Annotated in this window: 10 protein-coding genes; 9 read left to right on the forward strand and 1 reads right to left on the reverse strand. The window is 71.3% G+C overall.

The genetic code is table 11. From position 1 onward, the window contains the following. Positions 1 to 137 precede the first annotated feature (137 nt). From AQI94_RS40285 to AQI94_RS40315, 7 genes are all read left to right on the forward strand, one after another. Complete coding sequence (locus AQI94_RS40285; RefSeq protein ID WP_031059100.1) at positions 138 to 1,922, forward strand: ABC transporter ATP-binding protein; 1,785 nt, start codon at positions 138 to 140, stop codon at positions 1,920 to 1,922. Continuing rightward, a complete protein-coding gene (locus tag AQI94_RS40290) occupies positions 1,919 to 3,781 on the forward strand; it encodes an ABC transporter ATP-binding protein (protein ID WP_031059104.1) in 1,863 nt (620 codons plus the stop codon). Before AQI94_RS40285 ends, AQI94_RS40290 begins: the two co-directional genes overlap by 4 nt. 28 nt (positions 3,782 to 3,809) lie before the next feature. Next, positions 3,810 to 5,528, forward strand: coding sequence for an ABC transporter transmembrane domain-containing protein (locus AQI94_RS40295; protein ID WP_062230299.1), 1,719 nt, complete (start codon positions 3,810 to 3,812; stop codon positions 5,526 to 5,528). Next, positions 5,525 to 7,279 carry an ABC transporter ATP-binding protein gene (locus tag AQI94_RS40300; protein WP_031059111.1) on the forward strand — a complete coding sequence of 585 codons (1,755 nt, stop codon included), beginning with the start codon at positions 5,525 to 5,527 and terminating at the stop codon, positions 7,277 to 7,279. The genes AQI94_RS40295 and AQI94_RS40300 overlap by 4 nt, the downstream gene beginning before the upstream one ends. Positions 7,280 to 7,533: 254 nt before the next feature. Beyond that, positions 7,534 to 9,579, forward strand: a complete 2,046-nt coding sequence (locus AQI94_RS40305) for a M4 family metallopeptidase (protein WP_031059114.1) — start codon at positions 7,534 to 7,536, stop codon at positions 9,577 to 9,579. Between the two features lie 283 nt (positions 9,580 to 9,862). Beyond that, positions 9,863 to 11,530, forward strand: a complete 1,668-nt coding sequence (locus AQI94_RS40310) for a M4 family metallopeptidase (protein ID WP_031059116.1) — start codon at positions 9,863 to 9,865, stop codon at positions 11,528 to 11,530. Between the two features lie 71 nt (positions 11,531 to 11,601). Then, positions 11,602 to 12,111, forward strand: a complete 510-nt coding sequence (locus AQI94_RS40315; protein WP_031059119.1) for a DUF1990 domain-containing protein — start codon at positions 11,602 to 11,604, stop codon at positions 12,109 to 12,111. A 31-nt stretch (positions 12,112 to 12,142) separates the two neighbouring features. Here the strand turns inward: AQI94_RS40315 and AQI94_RS40320 are convergent, their stop codons facing one another. Continuing rightward, the gene (locus AQI94_RS40320) at positions 12,143 to 14,761 is read right to left on the reverse strand and encodes a glycosyltransferase family 1 protein (RefSeq protein ID WP_031059120.1); all 2,619 of its coding nucleotides are present in this window, start codon (positions 14,759 to 14,761) and stop codon (positions 12,143 to 12,145) included. Positions 14,762 to 15,092: 331 nt separating this feature from the next. Here AQI94_RS40320 and AQI94_RS40325 point away from each other — a divergent pair, with 331 nt between their 5' ends. Further along, complete coding sequence (locus AQI94_RS40325) at positions 15,093 to 16,295, forward strand: S8 family peptidase (RefSeq protein ID WP_031059122.1); 1,203 nt, start codon at positions 15,093 to 15,095, stop codon at positions 16,293 to 16,295. 216 nt (positions 16,296 to 16,511) lie between these two features. Further along, positions 16,512 to 17,148, forward strand: a 637-nt coding sequence (locus AQI94_RS40330) for a maltotransferase domain-containing protein (RefSeq protein ID WP_159050652.1), incomplete at its 3' end; no start/stop codon positions are given.

Here is a 17,148-nt window from a genome sequence, read left to right on the forward strand (position 1 = left end):
CGGTGGATACGGCGGTACGACCCCACGGCTCACCCTGTACGGCCCCTCGAACACGCAGGTCGTAGGTCCAGCGGCCGATTCGGGTCCGGCCAAAACTCGGTGGGCGTTGTCAGTGCCGATCCGTAGGCTCGCAGCTGATGTCCACGACACGTGCAACCACCAAGGACCGATCGGCCGTGAAGACCCTGCTGCGGCTGTGGCCGTATGTCCGGCCGGCCCGCGCGCGGCTGTTCACGGCCGCGTTCGTGGCGGTCCTCGCCTCCTGTACCGGGCTGGTGATCCCGCTCGTCCTGAAGTGGATGGTGGACGGCCCGGTCGCCGACGGGGACACGGCGGGCGTATGGCTCGGGGCGCTGTACCTGCTGCTGCTCGGGTTCGCGGAGGCACTGCTGTTCGGGCTGCGGCGGTGGCTGGTCGCCCGGCCGCTCTCCCATGTCGAGGCCGAGATGCGGGCGGGCCTGTACCGGCACCTCCAGCGGCTCCCGGTGGCCTTCCACGACCGCTGGGCCTCGGGCCAGTTGCTGTCCCGGGCCACCACGGACCTCATGCTGCTGCGCATGTTCCTCGCCTTCCCGCTGACCTTCCTGCTGGTCAACAGCGTGACGATCCTCGTCGGCGTGATCATCATGCTGCTCCAGGACTGGGCTCTCGGCCTGGTGATCCTCGGCCCCGCCATCCCCGTCGTCGTCACCTGCGTGATCTTCGAGAAGCGGTACGCCGGTGTGGCCCGCCTCGCCCAGGACCAGGTCGGCGACCTCACGACGGTCGTCGAGGAGAGCGTGCTCGGCATCCGCATCATCAAGGGGTTCGGGCGGCACCGGTCGCAGGCGCGGGCGTTCCGGGAGCTGTCCGGCACCCTGCGCGGCACGGAACTGCGCAAGGCGGGCCTCCTGGCCACGATCTGGGGCGTCATCGTGACGCTGCCCGAGGTGGCGATCGGGGCGGCGCTGGTGCTGGGCTGCGTGCAGGTGGCGGACGGGGAGCTGTCGGCGGGGACCTTGGTGGCGTTCCTCTCCACCGCGCTGGCACTGCGGTGGCCGGTCGACTCGATCGGCTTCCTGCTGGCGATGAGCCAGGAGGCGGCCACGGCGACGGAGCGCTATTTCGAGGCGATGGACGAAGTACCGGAACAGGAGACCTGCTCAAGTCGCGCGGCAGGCCCGCACCGGCCGGCGGACGGCCTCCGGTTCCACGACGTCCGTTTCCGCTACCCGGACGCCCCCGAGGACTCGCCGCCCGTCCTCGACCTGATCGACCTCCACATCCGCCCCGGCGAGTCCATGGCCCTGGTCGGCGCGACGGGCAGCGGCAAGACCACCCTCACCGCGCTCGTGCCCCGCCTCCACGAGCTCACCTCCGGCCGCATCACCCTGGACGGCGAGGACATCACCGCCATGCCCAGACAGGAGCTGCGCTCCAGAGTGGCCGTCGCCTTCGAGGACCCCACCCTCTTCTCCGTCAGCGTCGGCGACAACGTCCTGATGGGCGCCGACGAGCGAGAACTGGACCGTGCCCTGTCCGTGGCCCAGGCCGACTTCGTGCACGCGCTGCCCCAGGGCACCGACACCCAGGTCGGCGAGCAGGGCCTCAGCCTCTCCGGCGGCCAGCGCCAACGCCTCGCCCTCGCGCGGGCCGTCGTCGGCACCCCGCGCTTCCTCGTCCTGGACGACCCGCTGTCCGCCCTGGACGTCCACACCGAGGCGGCGGTGGAGGCGGCCCTGCGGGACGTCCTGGCCGACACCACCGCCCTGATCGTCGCCCACCGCCCCTCCACCGTGCAGCTCGCCGACCGGGTCGCCCTGCTGTCGGGCGGCCGCATCACGGCCGTGGGCACCCATCACGAACTCCTGCGCACCAACGCCGAGTACGCCCATCTGATGTCCGGGTCCGGGGATTCCGGAGAAGGGGAGGACACCCGATGACGGCCCCCACGACGTCCGCGCCCACCGCGGACCAGGAGCCCGGCCGGCCCGGGCCGAAGGACACCGACGACGCCTTCGACCACGACCGCCTGCCCACTCCCCCGGGCGCCACCGCCCTCCTGCTGCGCTCACTGCTCGCGCCCATGAGGGCGCGGGTGACCGTGACGACCCTTCTGCTGCTGCTCCAGCAGGCGGCCGTGCAGGCGGGTCCGCTGCTGGTGGCGTACGCGATCGACCGGGCCGTGCCCGCGTTCCGGGACCACGACAACGGCCCGCTGATCGCGGTGGGCGCCGGCTATCTGCTGTGCGCGCTGGCCTCCGGCGGGCTCCAGTACGCGTTCATCCTGGCCTCCGCGCGCGTCAACCAGGACGTGCTGCTCGACCTGCGCGGCCGGATCTTCCGGCACGCGCAGGCGCTGAGCATCGACTTCCACGAGCGCTACACCTCGGGCCGGCTGATCTCCCGTTCGACGACGGACGTGGAGTCGCTGCGCGAACTGCTCAGCGAGGGTCTTCAGGAACTCGTCACCGTCATCCTGTCCTTCCTCTACATCTCCGCCCTGCTGCTCTGGCTGGACCTCGGCCTGGGCGCGGTCGCGGTGGCGTCCTTCGTGCCGCTCTACCTGCTCGTGCGGGTCTACCGGCAGCGCGCGGGCCGGGTGTACCAGAAGCGGTCGACCGCGATCGCGGCCGTGATCGTGAAGTTCGTGGAGACGATGAACGGCATCCGGCCGGTGCGCGCGTTCCGCCGCGAGGCCGCCAACGACGCCGACTTCGCCGTCCTGAACAAGCGGCACGAGCGGGTCAACGGCGACGCGCTGCTGGAGATGGCCCGCTATGTCGTCGGCTCCCGGCTGGTGGCCAACGCGGCGGTCGCAGGGATCGTGCTGTGGGGTGCCTACCGGGTGGCGCAGGACTCGCTGGAGCTGGGTGTGCTGGCCGCGGCGGTGCTGTATCTGCGGCGGCTGTACGACCCGATCGACCGGCTCGGGATGTTCCTGAACTCCTACCAGTCGGCGGCCGCCTCCCTGGAGAAGATCGCGGGCCTGCTCGCCCAGACCCCGACCGTGCCGGAGCCGTCGGTTCCGCGGCAGCTCCCGGCGCTCGGGTCCTCGGACCGTCCTGGCCGTGAGGTCGTCTTCGAGGGTGTCTCGTTCGGCTACCGCACCGGCGGCGAGGTGCTCCCCCGTTTCGACCTCACCCTGCCCGCGGGTCAGACGGTCGCCGTGGTCGGCTCGACCGGCGCCGGGAAGTCGACCCTGGCCAAGCTGCTCGCCCGCTTCTACGACCCCTCCGGGGGGCGGATCCTGCTCGACGGCGTCGACCTGCGCGAGCTGGCGATGCCCGAACTGCGGCGCGGGGTGGTCATGGTGACGCAGGAGGCGTTCCTGTTCTCCGGCACGGTCGCCGAGAACATCGCGATCGGCCGCCCGGACGCCGGCCGCGAGGAGATCGAGCGGGCCGCGAAGGCGATCGGGGCGCACGACTTCATCAGCGCGCTGCCCGACGGGTACGACACGGACGTCCGCAAGCGGGGCGGCCGCATCTCGGCGGGTCAGCGCCAACTCGTCGCGTTCGCACGGGCGTTGCTCGCCGATCCGGCGGTGCTGATCCTGGACGAGGCGACCAGCTCGCTCGACGTACCGGGCGAGCGGGCCGTGCAGCGCGCGATGGCGACGGTCCTGAGGGGCCGTACGGCCGTGGTGATCGCGCACCGGCTGTCGACCGTGGAGATCGCCGACCGGGTCCTGGTCATGGAGCACGGCAGGATCGTCGAGGACGGCACACCGGCCGAACTCGTCGCGGGCACCGGCCGGTTCGCCGATCTGCACCGGGCGTGGCGGGACAGTCTGGCGTGAGCCGCCGCAGGGGCGACCAGGGGGATGTGTGATCGACGCGTACGAGGATCCCGGCACGCCCGACGTCCGGGGCGGCTGGCGGTATCTGTGGTGGCTGGTGCGCTGTCAGCCGGGAAGGTCCGTGGCCGGGGCGCTGCTGGGCAGTTCCTGGATGGTGCTGCTGGCGGCGACGCCGTACCTGATGGCGAAGGCGATCGACGAAGGCCTTGAGCCGGGCGACTGGGCGGCGCTGGCCGGCTGGAGCTTCGCGCTGTTCGCGGTCGGGTCGTTCAACGCCTGGCTGAGCATCATGCGGCACCGCACGATGACCCGGGTGCGGATGGACGCCAACTTCCGCACGGTCAAGGTGGTCGTCGCGCAGGCGGTCCGTCTCGGCGCCGCGCTCTCGCGCCGGACCGGGGCCGGGGAGGTCGTCACGATCGGTGTGGGCGACGTGCAGACGATCGCCCAGTCCCTGACCGTCGTCGGCCCGGGTGTCGGTGCCTGCGTCGCCTATCTGACGGTCGCCGCCCTGCTGGTCTCGGTCTCCCCGGTCCTCGCGGCCGTGGTCCTCCTCGGCATCCCGGCGATCGTCGTCCTGGTGGGGCCGTTCCTGTCCCGACTGCAGGGCACCGAGACGGAGTACCGCAACCGCCAGGGCGTCCTCACCTCCCGTATCGCCGACCTCGCGGGCGGGCTGCGCGTCCTCAACGGCCTCGGCGGCAAGTCCCTGATCGCCGACGCCTTCCACCGCGACTCCCAGCGCCTGCGGTCCCAGGGCTACCGGGTGGGCGCGGTCACCAGCTGGGTGCAGGCCCTCGGCGTCGGCCTGCCCACCCTGTTCCTCGCCGTCGTCACCTGGCTCGCGGCCCGCCTGGCCGCCGAGGGGGACATCACCGTGGGCGAGTTGGTGGCGGTGTACGGCTATGTCGCGGTCCTGGTGGGGCCGGTGGCGTTCTGGGTGGAGTGCGGGTACCAGCTGAGCCGGGGCGTGGTGGCGGCGAGGAGGGTCGTGCGGTTCCTGCGCCTGGAGCCACTGGAGGACACGGGCACGCGGGACGCTCCGGCGGAACCGTCGACCCTGCACGACCCGGAGTCGGGCGTGAGCATCCTCCCGGGCCGTCTGACCGCCCTGGCCTCGGCGCACCCGGCGGACTCGGCGGCGGTCCTGGACCGCGTGGCCCGCTACACCCCGTCCCGGGCGACTTGGGGCGGAGTACCGCTGGACGAGATCAGGTTGCCCCGGATCAGACAGCACATCCTGCTGGCGGACCACGAGGCAGACCTGTTCGCGGGAACTCTGCGTGAGGTGATCGCGCCCTTCAGGGGCGCGGGGAACTGCGCGACCAGCCCCCACTCAGCCGCAGCCGCGATACACGCAGCTGTGGCAGACGACATCGTCCAAGGGCTCCCCGACGGCCTGGACTCGGCAATGGACGCCCAGGCCCGCAACCTCTCCGGCGGCCAGCGCCAACGCATCCGTCTGGTCAGGGCCCTCCTCGCCGACCCGGAGATCCTCCTCGCCGTGGAACCCACCTCCGCCCTGGACGCGCACACGGAAGCCCTGGTGACCGAACGGCTGCGCGAGGCCCGGGACGGCCGTACCACCGCCGTCACCACCACCTCCCCCCTCGTCCTGGACCATGCCGACACGGTCCTCTACCTGGTCGACGGCAAACTCGCGGCATCCGGCACCCACCAGCAACTCCTCACCACAGAACCCGGATACCGCGCCCTGGTCGCAAGAGACGCGGAGGTCATGAAGTGAGCAAGGGCCACCTCCCCGTCGCCGACCAGGTCACCGTCCGGCGGGCCGCCGTACGGCTGATCCGCGAGGACGGCCGCGCCTTCACCGCCGTCCTCGCCCTGAACGCGGCCGCCGCCCTGACCGGCCTCGCCGGCCCCTGGCTGCTGGGCCGGATCATCGACGACGTGCGCGCCGGCGAGGGCGTCTCCGCGGTGGACCGGCTCGCGGCCGTCCTCGTGGTGTGCGCGAGCACCCAGCTCCTCCTCGCCCGCTGGGCCCGCTATGTCGGCCACCGCTTCGGCGAACGCACCCTGGCGCGCGTCCGCGAGGAGTTCGTGGAGCGCGCGCTGGCCCTGCCCGCCTCCGTCGTGGAACGCGCGGGCACCGGCGACCTCACGGCCCGCGGTACCGCCGATGTCGCCACCGTCGGCACCACGCTCCGCGACGCGGGCCCCGAACTGCTCATCAACTGCGTGCAGTTCCTGTTCCTGCTCGCCGCGGTGTTCGTCCTGGACCCGCTGCTCGGCGCGGTCGGCGTGTTCGGACTGCTGCCCATCTGGTTCGTCCTGCGCTGGTATCTGCGCAGGGCGCGGGACGGCTATCTGGCCGAGGGCGCGGCCACCTCCGACGTCGCCGAGATCCTGGCGGCCACCGCGTCCGGCGCCCGCACCGTCGAGGCGCTGCGGCTTGAGGAGCGCCGGGTCAGGGCGAGCCGGGAGGCCCTCGACACGGCTCGCCGCACCCGGCTCCACACCCTCTACCTGCGCAGCGTGTTCTTCCCCGTGGTGGAGGTGGCGTACATCCTGCCCGTGGCGGGCGTGCTCCTGATCGGCGGGATGCTGCACGCGCGCGGCGTGCTGAGCCTGGGCGCGGTGGTGGCGGCCGCCCTGTATCTGCAGCAGCTGGTCAACCCGCTCGACCAGATTCTCGTACGGGTCGAGCAACTCCAGTCGAGCGGCGCCTCGTTCGCGCGGGTGGAGGGCCTCGCCGGGGCACCGCGAGCCGATTCCGGGGACTCGCCCACACCGGACGGCGACCGTATCGACGTCACCGACGTGCGCTACTCCTACGGCCGCGGGATCGAGGTCCTGCACGGCGTCGACCTGACCGTGCGCCCCGGCGAACGGCTCGCGGTGGTCGGCCCGTCCGGCGCCGGGAAGACCACCCTGAGCAGGCTGCTCGCGGGCGTCGACGCACCGACCTGCGGATCGGTGACCGTGGGCGGGGTCCCGGTCGTGGGCCTGGACCCCGAGCAGCTGCGCCGCCAGGTCGTCCTGGTCACCCAGGAGCACCATGTCTTCCTGGGCACGGTCCGCGACAACCTCCTCATCGCCGAACCGGGCGCCGGGGACGAGGAGTTGTGGGCCGCACTGGCCGCCGTGGGAGCGGACGGGTGGGTGCGGGAGCTGCCCGAGGGGCTCGACACCGGGCTCGGCGAGGACGGTTGCCGCACGGACGGCTCACAGGCGCAGCAACTCGCGCTGGCCCGGGTGGTGCTGGCGGATCCGCACACCCTGATCCTCGACGAGGCGACCGCGCTCCTCGATCCCACGACCGCGCGGCACACCGAGCGCGCCCTGGCCGCCGTGCTCGAAGGGCGCACGGTCATCGCGATCGCGCACCGGCTGCACACCGCGCACGACGCGGACCGGGTGGCGGTGATGGAGAACGGCCTGCTGACCGAGCTGGGCACGCACGAGGAGCTGGTGGCGGCGGACGGGGCGTACGCGGCGCTGTGGGGGTCGTGGCACGGGGGTCCGGGCGGCAACTGACCGCACAGGACCGTATATCGAACATGAACTACCGGACAACGAACTGTTTCCGGCCAAGTTTCTGACGCGCTCCTGACAGTACGGGCTTTCCGGTGCCACTCTTCCCACGGCCGCCTCACAGCAACCTCACAGATCTCTCGCTGTGATCCGATCCTCGGCCGCCTGCACCTCGTTCCGCGTACCGCCCGGACGGTCGACCCACCGTCCGGTCTCCCCTGGCCGCGCGATCCGCGGCCGCGCAGAAGGAGTCAGTGTTGAGAGACAGTTCCTCCCACAGACGCGCCCCCCACACCCTGCACCGCAAGGCCGCCGCCGTGGCCCTGGTCGGTGTCTCCGCCCTGATCGCCGCGGCCGTCCAGTCGGGCGCCGCCACCGCAGCCCCGGCGAAGGCGCCGTCGGCCGCGGGCAAGGTGCTCCCGGGCGCCGAGTCCCTCAAGCTCACCCCCGCCCAGCGCGCCGCGCTGATCCGCGAGGCGAACGCCACCAAGGCGGACACCGCCAAGGACCTCGGCCTCGGCGCCAAGGAGAAGCTGGTCGTCCGTGACGTCGTCAAGGACGGCAACGGCACGCTGCACACCCGCTACGAGCGCACCTACGACGGCCTGCCCGTCCTCGGCGGCGACCTCGTGGTGGAGACCACGAAGGCCGGTGCGACCGAGGGCGTCGTCAAGGCGACGAACAAGACCATCAAGGTCGCCTCCGTGACGCCGAAGGTGACCGCGGCCAAGGCGTCCGCGCAGGCGCTGAAGGCCGCGCAGGCCGCCGGCGCCGACAAGGCCGCCACCGACCGCGCCCCGCGCAAGGTGATCTGGGCCGGCAACGGCACGCCGACCCTGGCGTACGAGACGGTCGTCGGCGGCCTCCAGGAGGACGGCACACCGAACGAGCTGCACGTCGTCACGGACGCGGCGACCGGCGCGAAGCTCTACGAGTACCAGGGCATCGAGACCGGCACCGGCAACACCATGTACAGCGGCACGGTCACCCTCGGCACCACGCAGTCCGGGTCGACGTACAACCTGACCGACTCGGCGCGCGGCGGCCACAAGACGTACAACCTCAACCGCGGCACCTCCGGCACCGGCACCCTCTTCTCGGGGCCCGACGACGTCTGGGGCAACGGCAGCGCCTCCAACACCGAGACGGCCGGCGCGGACGCCCACTACGGTGCCGCGCTCACCTGGGACTACTACAAGAACGTGCAGGGGCGTTCGGGTATCCGCGGTGACGGGGTCGGGGCGTACTCCCGGGTGCACTACGGCAACGCGTACGTCAACGCGTTCTGGGACGACAGCTGCTTCTGCATGACGTACGGCGACGGCTCGGGCAACACCCACCCGCTGACGTCGATCGACGTGGCCGGTCACGAGATGACCCACGGCGTCACGTCCAACACCGCGGGACTCAACTACTCGGGCGAGTCCGGCGGTCTGAACGAGGCGACCTCCGACATCTTCGGCACGGCCGTCGAGTTCTACGCGAACAACTCCAACGACGTCGGTGACTACCTCATCGGCGAGGAGATCAACATCAACGGCGACGGCACGCCGCTGCGTTACATGGACAAGCCGAGCAAGGACGGCGCGTCCAAGGACAGTTGGTACTCCGGGATCGGATCGGTGGACGTCCACTACTCGTCCGGCCCGGCGAACCACTTCTTCTACCTCCTGTCGGAGGGCAGCGGCACCAAGACCATCAACGGTGTCACCTACAACTCCTCGACGTCGGACGGCCTTCCGGTCACCGGCATCGGCCGGGACAAGGCGGAGAAGATCTGGTTCCGCGCGCTGACCACGAAGTTCACCTCGACGACGAACTACGCGGCCGCCCGCACCGGCACCCTCGCGGCGGCCGGTGAGTTGTACGGCACGACGAGCGCCGAGTACACGGCCGTGGCGAACGCCTGGGCGGGCGTGGCGGTCGGCTCGCGTCCCGGCGGTGGCGGTGGCGGCACCTCGTTCGAGTCCACCACCGACGTATCGATTCCGGACAACGGGGCGGCGGTCAACTCGCCGATCACCGTGACAGGGCGTACCGGCAACGCGCCCTCGAACCTCGCGGTCTCGGTCGACATCGTGCACACCTACATCGGTGACCTCCGGGTGCAGCTGATCGCCCCCGACGGCACGGCGTACACGCTGAAGGCGTACGGCACCGGTGGCAGCACCGACAACCTCAACACCACGTACACCGTGAACGCCTCGTCCGAGGTCGCCAACGGGACCTGGCAGTTGCGGGTCCAGGACAACGCGGCCCAGGACACCGGCTACATCAACAGCTGGAAGCTGACCTTCCCGTAGGTCGCTCCCGCACGGACAGGGCGCCGCCCCGGTGGTTCAACTCCCCGGGGCGGCGCCCTCTTTTTGCCGTCCCATGACCGACGACCTGTTGGCGCTTTACCCAGGTCAACTCGTTTTACATGCCTGCAATGTTCATCCAGCCGTCGACTTTCAGCCAACATCACTTGGGGGTCATGACATGTACGCGCCTTGATGCCACGCTTCCTCACAACCGCCGCACAACTTCACAACCACCCCGGAAGGCAACCCCACGCCCTCCGGGCTCCCCCACGAAGGAGCTTGTGTGACCCCCCTCTACGCGCGTCACAAGCGCACCACCCTGGCCATCGCCACCGCCGTCGCGGCCGGGGCCCTGCTCACCACCGGTCTGACCACCGGCAGTGCCGCCGCCGTGACCCCGGCCGAAGGCACCGCAAAGGCCACCCTCGCGGGCGCCCCGGTCCAGCTGACCACGGCCGCCCGCACCTCCCTCATCAAGGAGCAGCAGGCCGACGCGTCGACCACGGCCCAGAAGATAGGCCTCGGCGCCAAGGAGAAGCTGGTCGTCAAGGACGTCGTGAAGGACGCCGACGGCACGGTCCACACCCGCTACGAGCGCACCTACGAAGGTCTGCCCGTCCTCGGCGGCGACCTGGTCGTCCACGAGTCGAAGTCCGGCGCGACCGAGGGCGTCTCCAGAGCGACCAAGGCCACCATCAAGGTCGCCTCCCTGACGCCGAAGGTCACGGCCGCCAAGGCCGAGACGCAGGCGCTGAGCGCGGCCAAGGCCGCGGGCTCGGACAAGACCGCGGCCGACGGCGCGCGCAAGGTCGTCTGGGCCGGCTCGGGCACTCCCGTCCTCGCCTACGAGACGATCGTCGGCGGCTTCCAGGACGACGGCACCCCGAACCAGCTGCACGTCATCACCGACGCCGCCACCGGCAAGAAGCTCTACGAGTACCAGGGCATCGAGAACGCCACCGGCACCGGCAAGAGCCTGTACTCGGGCACGGTCAGCCTGGAGACCACGCTGTCCGGCTCGACGTACAACCTCACCGACGCCACCCGCGGCAGCCACAAGACGTACAACAAGTCCCACGGGACCAGCTCCTCCGCGGGCACCCTGTTCACGGACGCCGACAACGTGTGGGGCACCGGCGCGGCCTCCAGCTCCACCACCGACCAGACCGCGGCCGTGGACGCCACCTACGGCGCCCAGGAGACCTGGGACTTCTACAAGTCCACCTTCGGCCGCAGCGGCATCAAGAACAACGGTGTCGGCGCCTACAGCCGCGTCCACTACGGCAACGCGTACGTCAACGCGTTCTGGGACGACAGCTGCTTCTGCATGACGTACGGCGACGGCGAGGGCAACGTCAACCCGCTCACCTCGCTGGACGTGGCCGGCCACGAGATGAGCCACGGCGTCACCTCGAACACGGCGGGCCTGAACTACTCGGGCGAGTCCGGCGGCCTCAACGAGGCGACCTCGGACATCTTCGGCACGGGTGTCGAGTTCTACGCCAACAACTCCAACGACGTCGGTGACTACCTCATCGGCGAGGAGATCGACATCAACGGCGACGGCACCCCGCTGCGCTACATGGACAAGCCCAGCAAGGACGGCGGCTCGGCGGACTCCTGGTCCTCCACCGTCGGCAACAAGGACGTGCACTACTCGTCCGGCGTCGCGAACCACTTCTTCTACCTGCTGTCCGAGGGCAGCGGCGCGAAGACGATCAACGGCGTGTCCTACAACTCGCCCACGTCCAACGGCTCCACAGTCACCGGCATCGGCCGCGCCAAGGCGCTGCAGATCTGGTACAAGGCGCTGACGACGTACTTCACGTCGACGACCAACTACAAGTCGGCGCGCACCGGCACGCTCTCCGCGGCGTCCGCCCTGTACGGCTCCACCAGCACCGAGTACAAGGCGGTGGCGGCGGCCTGGTCCGCGGTCAACGTGAGCTAGTACCCCGAGAGGCCCGACGGGCGGCACCCGGACCGAAGGCAGGTCCGGGTGCCGCCCTACTCTTGGGTCCCATGTCCTTCACGTACGACGACGTCGGCGCGACCCGGCGGAGCGGCTTCTGCCCGCCCGGCTTCCACCCCCTGCATGTCCGCACCCGCATAGGCGAGGGCCACGACGTCTTCGAGAAGGCCTCCGAGGCGGTCCTGACCTGGGAGATGCACCGCGCCCTCGGTGTGGGCATGGACACCACCGCGGACCGCGCGGCCCCCGACGTGGACGTGACGGTCACCCTCGCCGGCGTCATCAAGGCCCCCTGCCGGGTGGTGTGGACGGTCGAGGAACACCGCCGCGCGGGCTGGGCCTACGGCACCCTGAGCGGCCACCCCGAATGCGGCGAGGAGTCCTTCGTCGTCGACCGCACGGGCGACGGCACGGTGTGGCTGACGGTGTCGGCGTTCAGCAGGGCCGCGAAGTGGTACTCCCGGGCGGGCGGCCCGGCGACCCGCGGACTCCAGCACGCCTACGCCCGGCGGTGCGGGGCCGTACTGCGCAGACTGTGCGGCGGAGAGGACGCGGGCTGAGGCAGGCGGCCCGGCCCGCGCCCCCCTCCGCTCAGCGCATCAGCAAGCCCGCCCCCTCCACCGCGTCCTGCGAGGGCACCGCCACCATCCCCAGCTCCGCGCCCGACGCCAGCAGCCGATGCGCGGGCAGGATGCGGACCGTGTAACCGAAGGGGCCCGTGCGGTCCAGGGACAGGGGGCCTTCGTAGACCCACCGGCCCTCCGTGTCCGGGCCGCCCACCGGCTTCAGCGGGACCGTCGACGCGTCCGCGATGCGGTCCTCCTCGTCCACCCGGCCGGAGACCGCCTGGACCTCCACGTCGTCGGGGCCGAGCGTGCCGAGGCCGACGCGGACCCGGAGTCCGAGGGTGGTGCCGAGTTCGGCCGTGGTCGTCGCGACCGTGGTCTCCACGTGGTCGACCGTCACGTCGTGCCACTGCGCCCGCAGCCTGGCCTTCCACTCCGCCAGTTCGCGCGCCGCGTCCGGGACCATCGCGCGGTGGGCGTGCGCCGCGGGGGCGTAGAGCCGCTCGACGTACTCGCGGACCATGCGGCCCGCCAGGACCTTCGGGCCCAGCAGGGTGAGCGTCTGGCGGACCATCTCGATCCAGCGATCGGGCAGGCCGCCCTGGCCGCGCTCGTAGAAGCGGGGGGTCACCCGCTGTTCGAGCAGTTCGTAGAGGGCGTCGGCCTCTATGTCGTCGCGCCGGTCGGGATCGGTCCCCACGCCGTCGGCCGTCGGGATCGACCAGCCGAAGTCGGGCTGGAACCACTCGTCCCACCAGCCGTCGAGGACGGAGAGGTTCAGGCAGCCGTTCAGCGCCGCCTTCATCCCGCTCGTCCCGCAGGCCTCCAGCGGCCGCAGCGGGTTGTTGAGCCAGATGTCGCAGCCCGGGTAGAGCTTCTGCGCCATCGCCATGCCGTAGTCGGGCAGGAACACGATCCGGTGGCGGACCCGCGGGTCGTCGGCGAACCGGACCAGCTCCTGGACCAGCCGCTTCCCGCCGTCGTCCGCCGGGTGCGCCTTGCCCGCCACCACGATCTGGATCGGGTGCTCGGGGTGCAGCAGCAAGTCCATCAGACGGTCGCGGTCCCGCAGCATGAGAGTGAGCCGCTTGTACGACGGGACGCGGCGCGCGAATCCGATCGTCAGCACATCGGGGTCAAGCACGCCGTCGATCCAGCCCAACTCGGCGGTCCCGGCGCCGCGTTGACGCCAGGACGCCCGCAGCCGCTCACGCACCTCCGTCACCAGCTGCTCCCGCAGCGAACGGCGCAGTTCCCAGATGTCCTGGTCGGGGATGTCCCCCACGGCGTCCCAGCGGTCCGAGCCGCCGACGGTCAGCGCGTCCTCGGTGCGCTGGGCGCCGATCTGCCGGGCGCCGAGCCGGAACACCTCGGGCGCGACCCAGGTCGGGGCGTGCACCCCGTTGGTCACGGAGGTGATCGGCACCTCCTCCGGGTCGAATCCCGGCCACAGTCCGGAGAACATCTCCCGGCTGACCTGCCCGTGCAGCAGCGAGACCCCGTTGGCCCGCTGGGCCAGGCGCAGGCCCATCACGGCCATGTTGAAGAGGTTGGGTTCGCCGCCCGGGTAGGTCTCCATGCCGAGGGCGAGGATGCGGCCCACGTCCATGCGCGGAAGCTCGGCCTCGGCGCCGAAGTGCCGGGCGACCAGTTCCCGGTCGAAGCGGTCGATGCCGGCCGGGACGGGGGTGTGCGTGGTGAACACGGTCCCAGCCCGGACCGCCTCCAGACCGGCGTCGAAGTCGAGCCCCTGGTCGCAGAGTTCCGCGATCCGCTCCAGGCCGAGGAACCCGGCGTGCCCCTCGTTGGTGTGGAAGACCTCGGGGTCGGCGTGGCCGGTCAGCCGGCAGTACGTCCGTACGGCCCGGACACCCCCTATGCCCAGCAGCATCTCCTGGAGCAGCCGGTGTTCGCTGCCGCCGCCGTAGAGCCGGTCGGTCACCCCGCGTTCGCCGAGGTCGTTCTCCTCGACGTCGGAGTCCAGCATCAGCAGGGGCACCCGGCCGACCTGGGCGAGCCAGATCCGGGCGTGCAGCTGCTTGCCGCCGGGCAGGGCCAGCGACACCTGTGCCGGGGTGCCGTCGGCCTCCCTCAGCAGCGCCACCGGCAGCTCGTTGGGGTCCAGGACCGGATAGTGCTCCTGCTGCCAGCCGTCCCGGGACAGGGACTGGCGGAAGTAGCCGTGGCGGTACAGCAGGCCCACACCGATCAGCGGTACGCCCAGGTCACTGGCCGCCTTCAGATGGTCGCCGGCCAGGATCCCCAGTCCGCCGGAGTACTGCGGCAGGGCGGCGGTGACGCCGAACTCGGGTGAGAAGTAGGCGACGGCGGCCGGGAGTTCACCGGGATGGGCCTGGTACCAGCGCTCCCCGGTGACGTAGTCGTGGAGATCGTCGGCCACCGCGGTGAGCCGCCGCAGGAAGTGGCGGTCCTCGGCGAGTTCGGCCAGCCGGGCGGGTCGCACGCTGCCGAGCAGCCGTACGGGATCACCGCCCGACGCGGCCCAGTGCTCCGGGTCGACGGACTGGAAGAGATCACGGGTCTCCGCGTGCCAGGACCAGCGCAGATTGCGCGCCAGATCACTCAGGGGCCGCAGGGCATCGGGGAGTACGGGTCGGACGGTGAATCGACGGATCGCCTTCACATTCCACCTCGGCGCGCGAGCGGAGTGGGACACACGGCGGTGTGCGTCCCGTCTTCAGCCTCGACCGTATCCGTGCGGGGGGTCTCGTCACCACGGCGCAGTTCACGGCAGAAGGCCGTGTCGCCCCCAAGCCGTTCCGCATCGAACAGTCCGGAAATCACCGCAACCTCCGCGCGTCACCCGATAGCGGATATGGCCGATTACACCCCCACAGGCGTCCTTGTGGTACTTCACACCGCACGAGAGGCTTCCCCATGGCGTAGCGGCCGACGCCGGGCGCATCCGGCGGACCGCGGCCGCGTACGCCGAGCTGAGGAGGGGAACTCAAGTCATGGCACGGACGCGAGAACGGCGTCTGCGCTGGGTGGGGGGCCTGACCGCGGCGAGCTGCGCAGCCGCACTTTCGGCCATCACCCTGCCCGCGCACGCCGCACCGGAGGGGCGGATACCCGGCGCCGGAGAGCCCGGTTCCGTCAGCGGGAGTTACCTGGTGACGCTCAAGGGGGGAACGGAGGCGCCCTCGGCGACCGGAAAGGGTCTCGCCGAGAAGTACGGGGCGAGAATCAGCCATACCTACGACACGGTCCTCAACGGCTACGCCGTCCGGGCCGACGAGAGACAGGCCCGGAGGCTCGCGGCGGACCCACGGGTCGCCTCGGTCGTCCAGGACACCCGGGTGAGTCTGCAGGGCACCCAGAACAACCCGCCGTCCTGGGGCCTGGACCGCCTCGACCAGCCGAAGCCGTCACTGGACAGGTCCTACACCTGGCCACGGTCCGCGGGCGCCGGGGCGACGGTCTACGTGATCGACACCGGCATCCGGATCTCCCACAAGGACTTCGGGGGCCGGGCGTCCTACGGCTGGGACTTCGTCGGGGGCGACGGCTCGGCGGGCGACGGAAACGGCCACGGCACCCATGTGGCGGCCACCGCCGTCGGCACCGGGTACGGCGTCGCCAAAAAGGCCGAGGTGGTCGCCGTACGAGTTCTCGACAACACCGGATCCGGCACGACCGCCCAGGTCATCGCCGGGATCGACTGGGTGACGAAGCACGCGCGGAAGCCGGCGGTCGCCAATCTCAGCCTGGGCGGCTACCACAGCGCCCAGCTGGACGCCGCCGTACGCGGCTCCATCGCGTCCGGGGTGACCTACACGGTCGCCGCGGGCAACGACGGGGCGTCGGCCGGGCTCTATTCGCCCGCCGACGTGCGCCAGGCGATCACGGTCGGCGCGACCGACCCGAAGGACAGGCGGGCGGGCTTCTCCAACCACGGCCCCGCCCTCGACCTCTTCGCGCCAGGGGTCTCGATCACCTCGGCGGGCATCGCCGGTGACACCGCCAGGGCGACCTACTCGGGCACCTCGATGGCGTCCCCGCACGCGGCCGGCGCCGCCGCGCTGTACCTGGCCGACCATCCGAGGGCCACTCCGGCACAGGTCGGCAAAGCGCTGGTGAAATCTGCGGCCTCCGGGAAGGTGTCCGGCCGCGGGGCCGGTTCGCCGGACAGGCTTCTCCAGGTGCCCGGTTCCTAGGGGAAGTGTCCGCAAAGCGGCCCCGTTCGGCCAGAACGGGGCCGGTTTTGTGTAAAGACATACGCATGAGTAGTTAGCAAAGTGCCGGATTGCCCACCCGGAGAGGGTGGGAAGGCTCCTCCGGTACACGGCTCAGGTAGGTTCACCGGTACGCCCCGCAGGACCACCTCCCCACATCCATCCGCCCACCCGAAGTTGACGCGGACAGGAGCGGTCATGCCCGCCACGCACCAACCGTCAGCACCCCTGACGTCCAGCACCGACGCATCCACCCAGCGCCCCGTCGATCCCGGCCCACCGCCCCAGGAGCGACCCTCCACCCCAGCGGTCCCGGCTCCGGCCATCGGGCGCATACCCGTCCTCGACGTCCGCCCGGTCGTCCAGTGCGGACGCCGGCCCGCCAAGGCGGTCACCGGTGAGACGTTCGAGATCTCGGCCACCGTGTTCCGTGAGGGTCATGACGCGGTCGCCGCCAATGTCGTACTGAAGGATCCGGAAGGCCGCGCCGGACCCTGGACACCCCTGCGCGAGCTGGCCCCCGGCACCGACCGCTGGGGCGCCACCGTCACCGCCGGACCGCCAGGCCTGTGGACCTACACCGTCGAGGCCTGGAGCGACCCCGTCAGCACCTGGCGGCACCACGCCCAGATCAAGATCCCGGCCGGCATGGACACCGAGATGGTCCTGGAGGAGGGCGCCCGGCTCCACGAACGGGCCGCGGCCGGAGTGCCCGACGACGGGCGCAACGGCGTGATCCTCGCGGCGGTCCGCGCCCTCCGGGACGAGACCCGGCCGGCCGCCGCCCGCCTCGCCGCCGCGCTGACGCCGGAGGTGGACGCCGTGCTCGCGCGGT

Source organism: Streptomyces pseudovenezuelae (assembly GCF_001513955.1).
Taxonomy (GTDB): Bacteria; Actinomycetota; Actinomycetes; order Streptomycetales; family Streptomycetaceae; genus Streptomyces; species Streptomyces pseudovenezuelae.